Below are 15,271 nucleotides of genomic sequence, written 5' to 3' on the forward strand. Positions count from 1 at the left end.
CTGTCCTGCTTCGGTCCGTGCTGCCGCCCGTGCCGGGCCGTCAGTCCTCCGGCTTGCCCGCCCACGTGCCCAGCGAGTGCCCGATGTGCCGCTCCATGAGCGCCTTGGCGCCGGGGCCGTCACCGGCCGCCAGCAGGTCGAGCAGCTCGTGGTGCTCCTGGGCCGAGCTGGCCAGCGTGCCGTTGGCGACCATGGTCGACAGCCCGAGCAGGCGCGCCCTGTCCCGCAGGTCGGACACGATCTCTCCGGCGACCGGGTTGCCGAGCAGCCCGGTCAGCCGCAGGTGGAACGCCTGGTCCGCCTGCAGGTAGGCGATGAGGTCACCCGTGCGCGCGCGCTCGACGATCTCGTCGGCCAGCGCGCGAAACTCCTGGAGCTGCCCCACCGGGAACGACTTGGCCAGCCGCTCCATCCAGACCGGCTCGATCACCAGGCGGACGGCGGCGACGTGCCGCAGCGTCTGGTCGCTCACGCGCGTGACGCGGAATCCCTTGTTCCGCACCGCCTCGAGGAAGCCCCGGCGTTCCAGGTCGAGGACCGCCTCGCGCACCGGCGTCGCGGACACGTCGAACCGCGCGGCGAGGGTCGGTACGGAGACGAGCTCACCGGGCTCCAGCTCGCCCGCCACGATGGCCGCGACGAGGGCGCGATGGACCTGCTCACGCAGGCTCGCGACCGGCGGGAGACGACGGACGGACGGGGTAGGTGATGCTGCGCTCATGAAGCACTCCTGGGTGGTCAGGCAACGCTAGTAGTATATTACACGAGGCGTGGTTCGCCCCGTCAGTTCGGCCTGAAGGGTACCCGAGCACGCACGCGCGAGCGGCTCGCAGGGGCCTGGAGGCCGTTAGATGCGCCGAAACGCGACGTTTACATTCACCCCATCGACACCACTGTCGTCCATCAGTAAAATATCACGCATCACATATCGTAGGCCGACACTTCGAAGGCGAGGACGATGCCGAGCGACACGACGACCGGGGCCGCTGCCCCGACCACAGCACCTGTCCGCGTGGCGGGCCCGGCTGCTCGCCGGCTCGGCGCCGACGACGTGGTCCTCACCGACGGCCTCCTGGGCCGGTGGCAGCGACGGAACACCGACGCGACCCTGCCGCACGTCATCGACGAGGTGCGGGCGTCCGGCGTGCTGGACAACCTCCGGCGCGTGGCGTACTCGACCGGGGAGCCGTTCCGTGGCCGCTACCCGTTCTCCGACACCGACGCCTACAAGACGCTCGAGGCCGCCGCGTACGAGCTGGCCCGGCACCAGGGGGCCGACAGCGGCAGCACGGCCTCCGTCCGCGCCTTCTACGAGGAAGCCCTGGCACTCGTCACGGCCGCACAGGCCGACGACGGGTACCTGTCGTCGTACCACCAGGGCGCCGACGCGAGCGTCCCGCCGTGGTCGGACCTGGCTGGTGGGCACGAGCTGTACAACCTCGGCCACCTCGTCCAGGCGGCGCTCGCCGCCGCACGCCGGCTCGGCGACCACCGGCTGCTGGCGGTCGCGCGCCGGTTCGCGGACCTCGTGGTGGACCGGTTCGGGCCGGCCGGCCGCGCGGAGTACTGCGGTCACCCGCAGATCGAGGCGGCGCTCGCCGAGCTGTACCGGGAGACGGGCCACGAGCCCTACCTGCGCCAGGCCGAGCTGTTCGTCGAGCGGCGTGGCTCCGGGCTCTTCGACGCGGCGCCGTTCGGCCCCGCCTACTACGCGGACCACGCGCCCCTGCGGGACCTGGAGACCGTCACGGGGCACGCCGTACGGATGGTCTACCTGGCCGCCGGCGCCACCGACGTCGCCATCGAGCGGGGCGACCAGGCCCGGATCGACCACCTGACGCGCCTGTGGGACGACATGGTCCGCACCAAGTCCTACGTGACGGGCGGGATCGGCTCGCGGCACTCCGACGAGGCGTTCGGCGACCGGTACGAGCTGCCCCCCGAGCGCGCCTACGCCGAGACGTGCGCGGCGGTCGGGACCATGCAGTGGGGCTGGCGCCTGTTCCTGGCCACCGGCAGCGCCGCGGTGCTGGACCACGTGGAGCGGGTCCTCTACAACGGGTTCGCCGCCGGTGTGTCCCTCGACGGCACCCGGTTCTTCTACGACAACCCGCTGCAGCGCCGGCCCGACCACCTCGACGGACGCCCTGCCGACCCGGCCGAGCCCCTGCGCCGCCGGTGGTTCGGCTGCGCGTGCTGCCCGCCGAACGTGGCGCGCTGGATCAGCGGGCTCCAGGACCACGTGGCCCTCGAGACCCCGGACGGCCTGACCATCGCCCTGCCCACCGCCTGCCGGGTGCGGTCAGCCGCGCTGTCGGTCGACATCGCCACCGACTACCCCTGGGACGGGCGGGTCCGCGTGCGCGTGCTCGACGCCAGCACCGCACCCGCGACGCTGACGCTCCGGGTCCCCGGCTGGGCGACGACGCCGCAGGTCACCGTCGACGGCACGCCGGTCGACGCAGCGGTGCGCGACGGGTGGCTGCAGCTGACCCGCGCGTGGCGACCCGGCCAGGAGGTCGTGCTCGACCTGCCGATGCACCCGCGGCTCGTCGTCTCGCACCCGACCGTCGACGCCACCAGGGGCGCGGTCGCCGCGGTGCGCGGGCCGGTCGTGCACTGCCTGGAGCAGGCCGACTCCCCCGCGCCGGTCGACGACGTCGTCGTGCACACCGTCGGCGCGGCGGCGCCGGCCGGCGAGCACGCTCTCGACCCGCTCCTGGGACACGCCCTGACCGCACACGTGAGCCGGCGGCCCGCGCCGTCGGACGACCCGTACCCGGACGCGGACCGACCAGACCCCGACCGGACAGACCCACCGACCCCGTCGACGACGACGCAGGTCGCGCTGGTGCCCTACCACCTCTGGGCGAACCGCGAACCCGGGGCGATGCGGGTCTGGCTCGGGCACACCTGACCTGAGCCGGACCGCCCGGGGGCTCCTGCCCCCACGTCCTACCCGTACGACCTCGACGCGACTGCGTCACCGACCGAGTCACCGACCGAGTCACCGACCGAGAGGCCACATCGTGAAGCTCCATCGGATAACGACAGCATTCCTCGCTGCCGCCACGACACTCGCCCTCGCCGCCTGTGGCGGCGCCAGCCAGGACGACTCCTCAGGGGGTGGTGGAGGGTTCACCGCAGAGCCCGCAGAGGGTGGCACCGTCCACGTGCTGCAGAACGCCGACTTCTCCTACCTCGACCCCGCACGTGGCTTCGACGGCGGGGTGAACAACTTCTACCGGCTCGTCTACCGCCAGCTCACGACGTCGGCGCCCGGCTCGGCCGAGGACCCGAACGAGATCGTCCCGGACCTGGCCGCCGGCCTCGGCGAAGTGTCCGACGACGGCCTGACCTGGACGTACCGGCTCAAGGACGGCCTGAAGTTCGACACCGGCGATCCGATCACGTCCGCGGAGGTCAAGTTCGGCATCTCCAGGGCCTGGGACCCCGAGATCGGCATCGGGTCGCCGTACCTCAAGCAGGTCATCGACGCCCCGAAGGACTACGCGGGCCCGTACGAGTCGGGCGACCTGCCGACCATCGAGACGCCCGACGACGCGACGATCGTCTTCCACCTCAAGGAGCCGTTCCCCGAGTTCGACGCCGTGCTCGCCCAGGTGAACGCCACCCCGTTCCCCGAGGGGACGGGTGAGGGCGACGAGTTCGTCCACGAGATCATCGCCTCCGGTCCGTACCGGCTGGCCGAGTACGTGCCCGGCAGCACCATCAAGCTGACCCGCAACGAGAGCTGGGACCCCGCGACGGACGAGGTCCGCACCGCCAAGCCGGACGGCTGGGAGTTCACGATCGGGCTCGACCCCGCGACGATCGACGAACGCCTCATCGCAGGGCAGGGGGCGGACGTCAACGCCATCGCGGGCACCGTCCAGCCGGCGACGCTCCCCCGGCTGCAGACGCCGCAGCTCCAGGACCGGGTCCTCGAGCTGCCCGGCATCTGCACCACCTATATGGGCCTGAACACGACGAAGAAGCCGCTCGACGACGTCCGCGTGCGCCAGGCGATCAGCTACGCGATCGACCGCACGGCCATCGTGAACGCGAGCGGCGGCAACCAGCTGGGCGCGCCCTCCACGACGATCCTTCCCTCGACGGTCGCAGGCCACAAGGACTTCGACCTGTACCCGTCGCCGGACGGGACGGGCGACGTCGAGGCGGCACAGGAGCTGCTGGACGAGGCCGGCCTGTCCGACGGGTTCACCCTCACCCTCGACATCCGCTCGCAGGAGTCCATGCAGGCCCAGGGCGAAGCCGTCCAGCAGGCGCTCGAGCGGATCGGCATCACCGTCGAGCTCAACCTGATCGACACCGCCACCTACTACGAGACCATCGGCACCCCGTCGCAGCAGCACGACGCCGCCATCACCGGCTGGTGCCCCGACTGGGCGTCGTCCGCGGCCACCTTCATCCCGCCGCTGTTCGACGGCCGCACCATCTACGAGAAGGGCAACTCCAACCTCGCCCAGCTCGACGACCCGGACGTCAACGCCCGGATCGACGAGATCAAGGCGATGACGGACATCGACGCCGCGAACGTGCAGTGGGGTGACCTCGACGAGCAGATCCTCGAGCTGGCGCCGGTCGTCCCCCTGATGGTGGCCAAGACCGTCTCCCTCCCCGGCGAGAACGTCACCGGCCTGCACTCCTCGGCGAACGCCGCGACCGGCGGCATCGACTACGTCGGCGTCGGTCTCAAGGACCCCGAGAAGGGCTGACCCCATGACGTCCTCCCCGACTGACCTCACGGCTGTCCAGGCCGCGGCGGCCGGGACCGGCGACACCGACCAGGCGCCGGCGGCCGACCAGGCCGCCGGCGCCCTCCGGGCCGGTGCCGGCGGGACCTGGCAGGCGCTGCGCCGCGACACCGGTGCCATGCTCGGCCTCGGCTACATCGCCTTGATCACGCTCGTCGCGATCTTCGCGCCGGTCCTCACCGCGATCAGCGGCTGGACCCCGTACGAGTTCGACCAGTCCGCCATCGACCCCGACCTCGGCGGCATCCCGATCGGCCCGTGGGGTGGGATGGGCGCGGAGCACTGGCTCGGCGTCGAGCCGGGCAACGGCCGCGACATCTTCGCCCGCATCGTCTACGGCGCGCGGGTCTCCATGGGCATCGCCCTGTCGGCGACGGCGCTGACCACGGTGCTCGGCGTGTCGCTAGGGCTCGTGGCGGGCTACTTCGGTGGCCGGGTGGACCTCGTCGTGTCGCGCGTCATGGACTTCCTCATGGCGTTCCCCGCCCTGATCTTCATGATCGCCGTGCTGTCCGCCCTGCCGGCGAGCAACCGGTCGGCGCTGCTCGTTGTCGTGATCTCGGTCTTCGGCTGGCCCTACCTGGCCCGCATCGTCCGTGGCCAGACCATGTCGCTGGCGCAGCGTGAGTTCGTCGAGGCGGCCCGGGCGGCAGGGGCCAGCGGTACACGCATCGTGTTCCGCGAGATCCTGCCCAACCTGCGCTCGACCATCATCGTGATGGCGACGCTGGCCGTGCCCGGCTACATCGGCACGGAGGCCGGCCTGTCGTTCCTCGGTGTCGGCGTCGTCCCGCCCGCACCGAGCTGGGGCCAGATGATCGCCGCGTCCGTGAAGTGGTACGCCGTCGACCCCGCGTACTTCCTCGTGCCCGGCTTGTTCCTGTTCCTGCTCGTGCTCTCGTTCACCGTGCTCGGTGACCGCCTGCGCGCCGTCGTCGACGCTCAGGAAGGTCGATGATGCCCCGGTTCCTCCTCACCCGCATCTCGTCCGGCCTCGTGGTCCTGCTGCTGGTGTGCCTGTTCACGTTCGTGGTGTTCTTCGCGCTCTCGCCCGACCCGGCGGTACAGATCTGCGGCAAGAACTGCACGCCGGAGCTCATCGACCAGATCCGCGGGAACCTCGGCCTGGACCAGCCGTTCTGGACCCAGTTCTTCCTCTTCGTCGTCGGGATCTTCGCCGGCCGCACCTACGGCGACGGCGCCGCTGCCGTCGAGTGCGCCGCCCCGTGCCTCGGCTACTCGTTCCAGTCCAGCCAGGCGGTCTGGGACATGATCGTCCAGCGCCTCCCGGTCTCCGCGACCATCGCGGTGGGCGCCGCCGTGCTGTGGCTGCTCGCCGGCCTGGTCGGCGGGCTGCTCAGCGCGGTCAAGGAGGACACGTTCCTGGACCGGTTCACCACCGGCCTGTCGCTGACCGGCATGTCGATCCCCAACTACGTGCTCGCCCTCGTGCTGCAGTACGTGCTGGTCGTCAGGCTCCAGTGGCTGCCCTTCCCCCAGGCGGTCCGGTTCGCGGACGACCCGGCGGCGTGGTTCGGGAACTTCGTCATGCCGTGGATCGTGCTCGCCGTCGGGTATGCGGCCGCCTACACGCGGCTCACCCGAGCCAACGTGCTCGACGTGCTGCGCGAGAACTACGTGCGGACCGCCTATGCGAAGGGCCTGCCGCAGTCGCTCGTGTGGCGGCGGCACGCCCTGCGCCCTGCACTGACGCCCGTGGTGACCATCTTCGGCATGGACTTCGCCGGCCTGCTGGGCGGGGCGCTCATCACCGAGACCGTCTTCGGGATCAACGGCGTGGGCAAGATGGCCGCCGACTCGATCGCCCGCAACGACCAGCCGGTGATCATGGGCGTCACGCTGCTGGCCGGGTTCCTCGTCGTCGTCGGCAACATCGTGGTCGACGTCGTCTATACCGCCATCGACCCGAGAGTGCGGGTGAACGCAAGATGACCACCACCGGCAGGACCACCACCGGCGCGCTGCTCGAGGTACGGGACCTCACGGTCACCTTCCCCACGCCGCGCGGCCCGCTCGACGCCGTCAGGTCCCTCGACCTCGATCTCGAGCCGGGCGGGGCGCTCGGCATCGTCGGCGAGTCCGGCTCCGGCAAGTCCATGACCAGCCTCGCGATCATGGGCCTGCAGCCCCGCGCGGCGCACCGCACCGGGAGTGTCCGGCTGCGCGGACGCGAGCTGGTCGGCATGTCGGAGGCCGACCTGCGCCGCGTGCGCGGCGACCGCATAGCGATGGTCTTCCAGGACCCGCTGTCCTCGCTGAACCCCTACTACACCGTCGGGCTCCAGATCGAGGAGGCGTACCGCGCCCACCGCCCCGGCGTCACCCGCCGGGAGGCGCGGAAGGTCGCGATCGCGGCCCTGGAGCGGGTGCACATCCGGGATGCGGCACAGCGTGCGCACCACTACCCGCACCAGTTCTCCGGCGGCATGCGCCAGCGCGTGATGATCGCCATGGCACTGAGCACCGAGCCGGAGCTCCTGATCGCCGACGAGCCCACCACCGCACTCGACGTCACGGTCCAGGCGCAGATCCTCGACCTGCTGCAGGAGATCCGGCGCGAGACCGGCACCGGCCTGGTGCTGATCACGCACGACCTCGCGGTCGTCAGCGAGATCACCGAGCACATCGTCGTCATGAAGGACGGCGTGTGCGTCGAGCGAGGCGCCGTCGAGCAGATCTTCACCCGGCCGCAGCATCCCTACACCCGGGCGCTGCTCGACGCCGTGCCCCGCATCGACGACGAGATCGGTGAGCTGCGCGCGGTGGCGCCGGGTCCCGCCGTCGTGCCCGAGAACCCGGCCACCCCCACGAACGGAGGTCCCGCATGAGCGAGCCGCTCCTGAGAGCCACGAACCTGGTCAAGGAGTTCCCGGTCCTGGGCACCGGCGGGCTCCTGCGTGCTCCGGCGCGGTTCCGGGCCGTCGACGACGTGAGCTTCGAGATCCGCACGGGCGAGACGCTCGCCCTGGTGGGCGAGTCCGGCTCGGGAAAGTCGACGACGGCGCGGCTGGCCGCGCGGCTGCTGGACGTCACGTCCGGCACCGTGGAGCTCGACGGCGAGGACGTCACCCGGCTGGGACGCTCCGCCCTGAACCGGTTCCGCAGCGAGGTGCAGGTCGTCTTCCAGGACCCGTTCTCCTCGCTCAACCCCCGGCACACCGTGGAGCGGATCGTGACGGCTCCGCTGGTCTACCAGCAGCGGACGATCCCCGGCGGCGCCCGCGCGTTCACCCGGTCGCTCATGGAGCGGGTGGGGCTGGACCCGGACCACTCCCAGAAGTACCCGGCGCAGTTCTCCGGCGGGCAGGCGCAGCGCATCGGGATCGCCAGGGCCCTGGCGGTCGGACCGCGCGTGGTGGTGTGCGACGAGGCGGTCTCCGCCCTCGACGTGTCCGTCCAGGCCCAGGTGATCAACCTGCTGCGCGACCTGCAGCGCGAGGAGGGCCTGACCTACCTGTTCATCGCGCACGACCTCGCGGTGGTGCGCCAGATCGCCACGCGGGTCGCCGTGATGACGCAGGGGCAGATCGTCGAGGAGGGCGAGCGCGACGCCGTCTTCGGCGCACCCCGCCACGAGTACACCCGCACGCTGCTCGACGCCGTCCCGCGGATCCGCCCCGAGTGGGAGCGGCAGCGCCGCGCCAACGCCGGCGGGCCGGCCGGGGCCACGGCATGAGCGCGGGCAACGGGCCTGGCTGGACGTCCTACCTGCTGCCAGGCATCGGTGTCCGCGAGCGCCGCCTCGCGGTGCCGCTCGACCGGTCGGGCCGGCTGGACGGCGTGGTGGAGCTGCTGGTCCGTGAGCTGGTGGATCCGGTGCGGGCCGCCGACGACCTGCCGCTGCTGGTGTACCTGCAGGGTGGCCCGGGCGGCGCGAACCCGCGTCCGGTGCGCAGGGACGGCTGGCTGGACGTGGCGCTGCGTGACTACCGCGTGGTGCTGGTGGACCAGCGCGGCACGGGTGGCAGCTCGCCGCTGGACGGCGAGGTGGTGGCCGGCCTGGGTGCGCGCGCGGGTGCGGACCTGCTGGCGTGCTTCCGGGCGGACTCGATCGTCGCGGACCTGGAGGACGTGCGCGCGGAGGTGTACGGCGGGCGTCCGTGGACGACGCTGGCGCAGAGCTTCGGCGGCTGGATCACGCTGACCTACCTGTCCGTCGCGCCCGAGGCGCTCCGCGCCTGCTACATCGCTGGGGGCGTGCCGGGCACGCCGCCGGACGCCGCGGAGGTGTACCGCAGGACGTTCGGCCGGGTGGTCGGGCGGACCGGTGAGTACTACCGGCGGTACCCGGCGGACGTCGGGGCGGTGGGGGCGGTCGCGGACCGGCTCGCGGAGGGCGACGTCCTGCTGCCGGACGGTGACGTGCTGACGGTGCGCCGGTTCCAGTCCATGGGGATCGACCTGGGCATGAAGCCGGGTACGGAGCGGCTGCACTGGTTCGTCGAGAAGGCGTTCGTGCGTCCGGGCCGGCTGTCGGCGGGGTTCTTGCAGGAGGCGATGGTGCGGACGTCGCAGGCGGACGGGCCCCTGTTCTGGACGCTGCAGGAGTCGATCTACGGCCACCGTGACAACGGACCGATCGCGTGGGCGGCGCAGGCGGAACGGGACCGTCGCCCGGAGCTCGACCCGGACCGGCGTCCGCTGCTGTTCACGGGCGAGATGGCTTTCCCGTGGATGTTCGACGAGATCCGGCTGCTGCGGCCGTTCGCGCCCGCGGTGCATGAGCTGGCGGCGCGCACGCAGTGGTCGCCGCTGTACGACCTGGACCGGCTGGCGACCAACGAGGTGCCGGTCGCCGCGGTGGTCTATCACGACGACATGTTCGTCGACGCGGGCCTGCAGCTCGACACGCTCTCGCGCGTCGGGTCGTCCCAGGCGTGGGTGACCAACGAGTACGAGCACGACGGGATCGGCGACGGGCGCGTGCTGGAGCGCCTCCGTGAGCTGGTCCGCGACCGAGGAGGAGAGATCCGATGAGCCAGCACACCACCCCTGACCGGCCGCCCTACGCAGGCACCCGCGCGCCCAGGCTGGTCGAGAGCGCGGCGTTCAACGCCCAGATGGCACGCGGGTGGGCTGCCCCCGACGTCGTCGTGCCGGTGACGCCGGGGGCGCCCGCCGCCGCGGCCGCGCACCGGGAGCGGCTGTCGGCAAGGATCGGCGCGAGCGACGTCGTGGTGAGCGCCGGGCACGCGAGCCTGCGCAACGGCGACGTGCAGCACGGGTTCCGCGCGGACAGCGACTTCGTCTGGCTCACGGGGGCGCAGGCCGAGGGCGGCGTGCTCGTGCTGCGGGCCAGCGGCGGGAGCCACGATGCGACGCTGTACCTGCCGCCGCCGGCCAAGCCGGGCGACAGCGCGTTCTTCGGCGACGCGGCCTACGGCGAGCTCTGGGTCGGCCCGTCGCCGGACCTGAGCGACTGGGCTGAGGCGTTCGGTATCACCGTCGAGCCGTTGTCCGCGCTCGACGCGGCGCTCGGGACGATGGACGGGGCGCTCGCGGCGCCGTCGGTCGACGGCGCCGTGGTGCGCCGGTTCGGCCTCGAGGCGTCCGCGGAGCTGGCCCGCGCCCTCTCGGACCTGCGGATGATCAAGGACGACTGGGAGATCGCCCAGCTGCGCGAGGCGGTCGACCACACGGTGACCGGCTTCGAGGCGGTGGTCGCGGAGCTGCCGCGCGCGATCGGCGGGCTGGGCGAGCGCTGGCTGCAGGGCACGTTCGACCGGCACGCGCGCACGTTCGGCAACGGGCCGGGGTACACGACGATCGTGGGCTCGGGTCCGCACGCGCCGACCCTGCACTGGGTGCGCTGCGACGGCCCCGTGCTGCCGGACATGCCGCTGCTGCTCGACATGGGGGTCGAGGCGAGCTCCTTGTACACGGCGGACGTGACGCGGACGATCCCGCCGTCGGGCAGCTTCAGCCCGGTGCAGCGCGAGGTGCACGACCTGGTCGAGAAGGCGCACCGCGCGGGCATGGCGCAGATCCGCCCGGGGGTCGAGTACCTCGACTTCCACTTCGCCTCCATGGAGGTGATCGCGCAGGGCCTGCACGACTGGGACCTCCTGGACGTCTCGGTGGACGAGGCGCTGTCCCCCGGCGGGCAGCAGCACCGGCGCTGGCTCGTGTGCGGGATCGGCCACCACCTCGGTCTCGACGTGCACGACTGCGCCCACTCCGACTACCCCGCCTATCAGGCGGCGCCGCTGGCACCTGGCGTGGTCATGACCGTCGAGCCCGGCCTCTACTTCCACGCGCACGACGAGACGGTGCCGCCGGAGCTGCGCGGCATCGGCGTCCGGCTGGAGGACGACCTGCTGGTCACGGCCGACGGCGCCGAGGTGCTCTCGGACGCCCTGCCGATCGACGCCGCCGGCATCGAGCGCTGGACCAAGGAGCGGATCCCGGATGCCTGAGCCGATCACCGCGGACCTGAGGGCCGCCGCCGTCGCCGAACCGTTCCCGCTCGACGCCGTCGCGCTGCACGACGGCGTGTTCACCCGCGCCCGGGACCAGCTGCTGCACCTGGCGCGCACCTACCCGGTCGACCGGGTGCTCGCCGTCTTCCGCGCCAACGCGGGCCTGGACACGCGCGGGGCGCTGCCGCCCGGCGGCTGGGAGGACTTCGGCCACCCGGACGAGGAGGCGTGGGGCCCCGACGAGTACCCGGGGCGCGAGGCCGCGCCGACGGCGAACCTGCTGCGCGGCCACTACGCGGGGCACTTCCTGTCCATGCTGGCGCTCGCCCACGGCGGTGCGGACGACGACGTTCCGGACGACGACGCACCGGGGCCCGGCCTGAAGACCGTGCTCAAGGCCAAGGTCGACGACATGGTCGAGGGCCTGCGGGAGGTCCAGGAGGCGCTGGCGGCGTCGGGCCGCTACAGCCATCCGGGGTTCCTGGCCGCGTACGGCGAGTGGCAGTTCTCCCGCCTGGAGGGCCTGGCCCCCTACGGCGAGATCTGGGCGCCGTACTACACCTGCCACAAGATCATGGCGGGACTGCTCGACGCGTACCGGCACGCGGGGTCGCGGACCGCCCTCGAGATCGCCGCCGAGATGGGGCGCTGGGTGCACGGCAGGCTGTCCGTCCTGCCAGCGGACCGGCGCAGGGAGATGTGGTCCCTGTACATCGCTGGCGAGGCCGGCGGCATGAACGAGGTGCTGTGCGACCTCGCGGTGCTGACCGGCGACAAGCAGTTCGTCGAGACCGCCCGGCTCTTCGACCTGGACTCGCTGCTGGAGGCGACGGCGGCGGGCCGGGACGTGCTGGACGGCATGCATGCCAACCAGCACGCCGCGACGCTCCTTGGCTACCTCGCCCTGCGCGACCTGACGGGCGAGGCGCACTACCTCGACGCCGTCGTGAACATCTGGGACATGGTCGTGCCGGGGCGCACGTACGCGCACGGGGGTTCCGGCGAGAACGAGCTGTGGGGCCCGGCGGGCGCCGTCGCCGCCGACATCGGCAACCGGAACGCCGAGACCTGCGTGACCTACAACCTGCTCAAGCTCGCCCGCGCCCTGTTCGGGCGCACCGGCGAGGCCCGCTACGCCGACTACTACGAGCGGGCCGTCACCAACCAGGTGCTGGGCTCGCGGCGCGACGTCGACTCGGACGAGTCGCCGGAGGTCACGTACATGTTCCCGGTGCACCCCGGGGCGCTGCGGGAGTACGACAACATCGGCACCTGCTGCGGCGGCACGGGGCTGGAGAACCACGTCACGTACCAGGACTCCGTCTACTTCCGGTCCGTGTCCGGCGCCGACCGCACGCTCTGGGTCAACCTCTACGTGGCCTCGACCCTGCGCTGGGCCGAGCAGGACGTGCGCCTCGTCCAGGAGACCGCGTACCCGCTGGAGGGCACCAGCCGGATCCGCGTGGACGCCACCGGCGACCTCGACCTCCGGCTGCGTGTCCCCGCCTGGGTCACGGGCGACGTCACCGTGACGGTCGACGGCGAGGCTCAGCCCGTGGCCGCAGTGCCAGGGACGTACGTCTCCCTCCGGCGGGAGTGGCGTCCGGGCACCGTCGTCGAGATCAGCATGCCGCTGACCCTTCGCGAGGTCCCGGCTCCCGACGACACCTCGCTGGTGACGCTGGAGCTCGGCCCCACCGTCCTGCTGGCCCGCAGCGCCGCCACGACCTGGCTCCCGGTCGCCGCCGCGACCTGGCGGCGCCTGGACGGGACGCTCGACGCCCCGCTCACGCCCGCGGAAGACGGCGCGTGGCGGCTGGGTGACCTCGTCCTGGAACCGGCGTGGTCCGGGTCGGACGCGCGGTACCACATGTACCTGCGCCGGTCCGACGCCCGCATCGCGTTCGCCGGGCCGGGTGCCGACTCGGGGGTGCCGAACGTGGCCCGCCGGGACGGCAGCACGTTCCTGGACGTCCTCTGGTCGGACGGCGGCTTCGTCACCCGCGCCGAGTTCCTCCGGGCCGTGCTGCGCACCGGCCACGAGTTCGTGGGGCTCGGGCTGCTCAGCGCCGCCGAGGCCGCCGACGTCCTGCGGGCCGCGGCCCGGTCCGGCGTCGGCAGGGCCGCGGACGGAGCAGCGGATCGCGCAGAAGCCGCCCGCGAGGAGGCCGCCCTCCTGGCCGAGGCACCCACCGCCGCCCGGGACGGCTCGGCGCCCCGCGTCGAGGTGGTCCCGGCCACCGCGCCGAGCGTCACCGGCTGGTACCACCAGCCCGCCGAGCTCATGGTCACCGCACGGGCCGACGCCGGCGCGGCCACCGTCGAGGTCCGGGTCGGCGACGGGCCGTGGGAGCCGGCGGGACCGGGGCCGCTGCGGCTCGGTGACGGCGTGCACACGGTCAGCGCCCGCGCCGTCGACGCCGAGGGGCGCGAGCGCCACGTCGTCAGCGAGGTCAGCGTCGACACCACTGCGCCCCTGACCACCGCCACCGCCCGGCGCCTGGGCGCGCGCGGGGTCGAGGTCAACCTCACCGCGACGGACGACGTGTCCGGCGTCGACAGCATCCGGTGGAAGGGACCGGACACGTTCTGGGCGACGTTCCGCGAGCCGTTCACGCGCGCCCTCGGCGACGAGCCCCAGGTCATCGAGTTCAGGGCCACCGACCGGGCCGGCAACGAGGAGCCGGTACGGACCCTCGAGCTCCCGCCCGCCGGCTGATCCCGGCCGACCCGACTGGTTCGACTGGTTCGACTGCACGAGCACCACGACAAAGGAGCTGGAACCTCATGCACACGACACGACCTGCTCGGAACGTCCGGGCGCTGCCCATCGGGGCGGTCGCCGCCCTCGCCGCCGTGGCCCTCGGGGCCGGACCGGTGGCCGCACCGGCGAGCGCCGCGACCGAGTCGTCCGCCGCGACGACGACAACGGCGGCGACGGCGGCGGCGGCGACGTCCGCGTCCGTCGACGGCTGCCGGCTCCCTGCCGCCGTGGACGGACTCGGCTCCGGGTTCCCGCTCGACGAGCAGGCGCTCCCGGCCACCGGCACGCTCAAGGCCGCGATGCTGTTCGTGGACTTCGAGGACCATCCGGCGCCCGCCGGTTCGCTGGGCGAGGCGGAGGCCAACCTGGCGCCGGGCGTCGAGTACCTGGAGCAGGTGTCGGGTGGACGGCTCGACGTCACGACGACGGCGTCGGACGGGTGGGTCCGGATGCCCGAGCCGTCCACGGCCTATCCGTTCGAGCGGGGCCTGACCTACGAGGACCACGTCCGGTACATCGGCGACGCGGTCGCGGCGGCCGACGCCACGTACGACTTCTCCGACGTGGACGTCGTCTGGGTGTCGGCCACGCGGGAGGCACCGAACATCACCTACTCGCCCACGACGAACTTCCTGGACGTCACGGCGGACGGCAACCACCTCACGCACGCCGTCACGTTCGGGTACGACCAGTGGCGCTGGGGCGGGCTGGTCCTGGCCCACGAGACGGGGCACACGCTCGGCCTGCCCGACCTCTACCTGTTCGAGGCGCCGCCGGAGGACCCGGGGAACTGGCACGCGGCGGCGGGCGGCTGGGACCTGATGGGCCTGATCTCGGGACAGGGTCCCGAGTTCCTGGGCTGGCACCGGTGGCAGCTCGGCTGGCTCGATGACGATCAGGTCGTGTGCGCAGACCCCGGGCGGACGACCACCGCACGGCTGAACCCCGTCGCCCGCTCCGCCGATGCTCCTTCGTGGCAGGACGCGATGGTCGTGTACCCGCTCTCGGAGACGCGCGTCGTCGTGGTCGAGAACCGGCGGCCGGTCGGGTACGACGAGGGCATCGCCGCGGGCGGCGCGCTCGTCTACACCGTCGACACGTCCGTGCGTTCCGGCCACGGGCCCGTGCGTGTGGTGGACTCGACGCCCGGTTCTGCGGACGGGCTGGACGACGCCCCGTTCGCGCCGGGCACGTCCTGGACGGAGCCGACGACGGGGGCAGTGCTCTCGTTCCACGCCGGACCCGGGGACACGTCCCGGGTCACGATCAAGCCCTGACCCTTGACCGCC

Annotated in this window: 11 protein-coding genes; 10 read left to right on the plus strand and 1 reads right to left on the minus strand. The window is 72.6% G+C overall.

The genetic code is table 11. The features are described from left to right. Positions 1–40 precede the first annotated feature (40 nt). On the minus strand, positions 41–721 hold the full coding sequence (locus ACFS27_RS18255; RefSeq protein WP_377185654.1) for a GntR family transcriptional regulator: 681 nt from the start codon (positions 719–721) through the stop codon (positions 41–43). 237 nt (positions 722–958) lie between these two features. On the opposite strand from ACFS27_RS18255, the gene ACFS27_RS18260 reads away from it, so the two are divergent. The 10 genes from ACFS27_RS18260 to ACFS27_RS18305 all read left to right on the plus strand — a co-directional run bounded on the left by ACFS27_RS18260 (position 959) and on the right by ACFS27_RS18305 (position 15,259). Next, on the plus strand, positions 959–2,917 hold the full coding sequence (locus tag ACFS27_RS18260) for a glycoside hydrolase family 127 protein (protein WP_377185656.1): 1,959 nt from the start codon (positions 959–961) through the stop codon (positions 2,915–2,917). A 112-nt stretch (positions 2,918–3,029) separates the two neighbouring features. Further along, a complete protein-coding gene (locus ACFS27_RS18265) occupies positions 3,030–4,739 on the plus strand; it encodes an ABC transporter substrate-binding protein (RefSeq protein WP_377185658.1) in 1,710 nt (569 codons plus the stop codon). Positions 4,740–4,743: 4 nt separating this feature from the next. Next, a complete protein-coding gene (locus ACFS27_RS18270; protein ID WP_377185660.1) occupies positions 4,744–5,736 on the plus strand; it encodes an ABC transporter permease in 993 nt (330 codons plus the stop codon). Further along, complete coding sequence (locus ACFS27_RS18275) at positions 5,736–6,731, plus strand: ABC transporter permease (protein ID WP_377185662.1); 996 nt, start codon at positions 5,736–5,738, stop codon at positions 6,729–6,731. Before ACFS27_RS18270 ends, ACFS27_RS18275 begins: the two co-directional genes overlap by 1 nt. Next, positions 6,728–7,627, plus strand: coding sequence for an ABC transporter ATP-binding protein (locus ACFS27_RS18280; protein WP_377185663.1), 900 nt, complete (start codon positions 6,728–6,730; stop codon positions 7,625–7,627). The genes ACFS27_RS18275 and ACFS27_RS18280 overlap by 4 nt, the downstream gene beginning before the upstream one ends. Beyond that, positions 7,624–8,475, plus strand: a complete 852-nt coding sequence (locus tag ACFS27_RS18285; RefSeq protein ID WP_377185665.1) for an ATP-binding cassette domain-containing protein — start codon at positions 7,624–7,626, stop codon at positions 8,473–8,475. Before ACFS27_RS18280 ends, ACFS27_RS18285 begins: the two co-directional genes overlap by 4 nt. Beyond that, positions 8,472–9,776, plus strand: a complete 1,305-nt coding sequence (locus ACFS27_RS18290; RefSeq protein WP_377185667.1) for an alpha/beta fold hydrolase — start codon at positions 8,472–8,474, stop codon at positions 9,774–9,776. Before ACFS27_RS18285 ends, ACFS27_RS18290 begins: the two co-directional genes overlap by 4 nt. Next, on the plus strand, positions 9,773–11,215 hold the full coding sequence (locus tag ACFS27_RS18295; RefSeq protein ID WP_377185669.1) for an aminopeptidase P family protein: 1,443 nt from the start codon (positions 9,773–9,775) through the stop codon (positions 11,213–11,215). Before ACFS27_RS18290 ends, ACFS27_RS18295 begins: the two co-directional genes overlap by 4 nt. Beyond that, complete coding sequence (locus ACFS27_RS18300; RefSeq protein WP_377185671.1) at positions 11,208–13,937, plus strand: beta-L-arabinofuranosidase domain-containing protein; 2,730 nt, start codon at positions 11,208–11,210, stop codon at positions 13,935–13,937. Before ACFS27_RS18295 ends, ACFS27_RS18300 begins: the two co-directional genes overlap by 8 nt. 68 nt (positions 13,938–14,005) lie before the next feature. Further along, positions 14,006–15,259 (plus strand): hypothetical protein, encoded by a 1,254-nt coding sequence (locus tag ACFS27_RS18305; protein WP_377185673.1) that lies wholly within the window; start codon positions 14,006–14,008, stop codon positions 15,257–15,259. Positions 15,260–15,271 lie beyond the last annotated feature (12 nt).

Source organism: Promicromonospora vindobonensis (assembly GCF_042685865.1).
Lineage (GTDB): Bacteria > Actinomycetota > Actinomycetes > Actinomycetales > Cellulomonadaceae > Promicromonospora > Promicromonospora vindobonensis.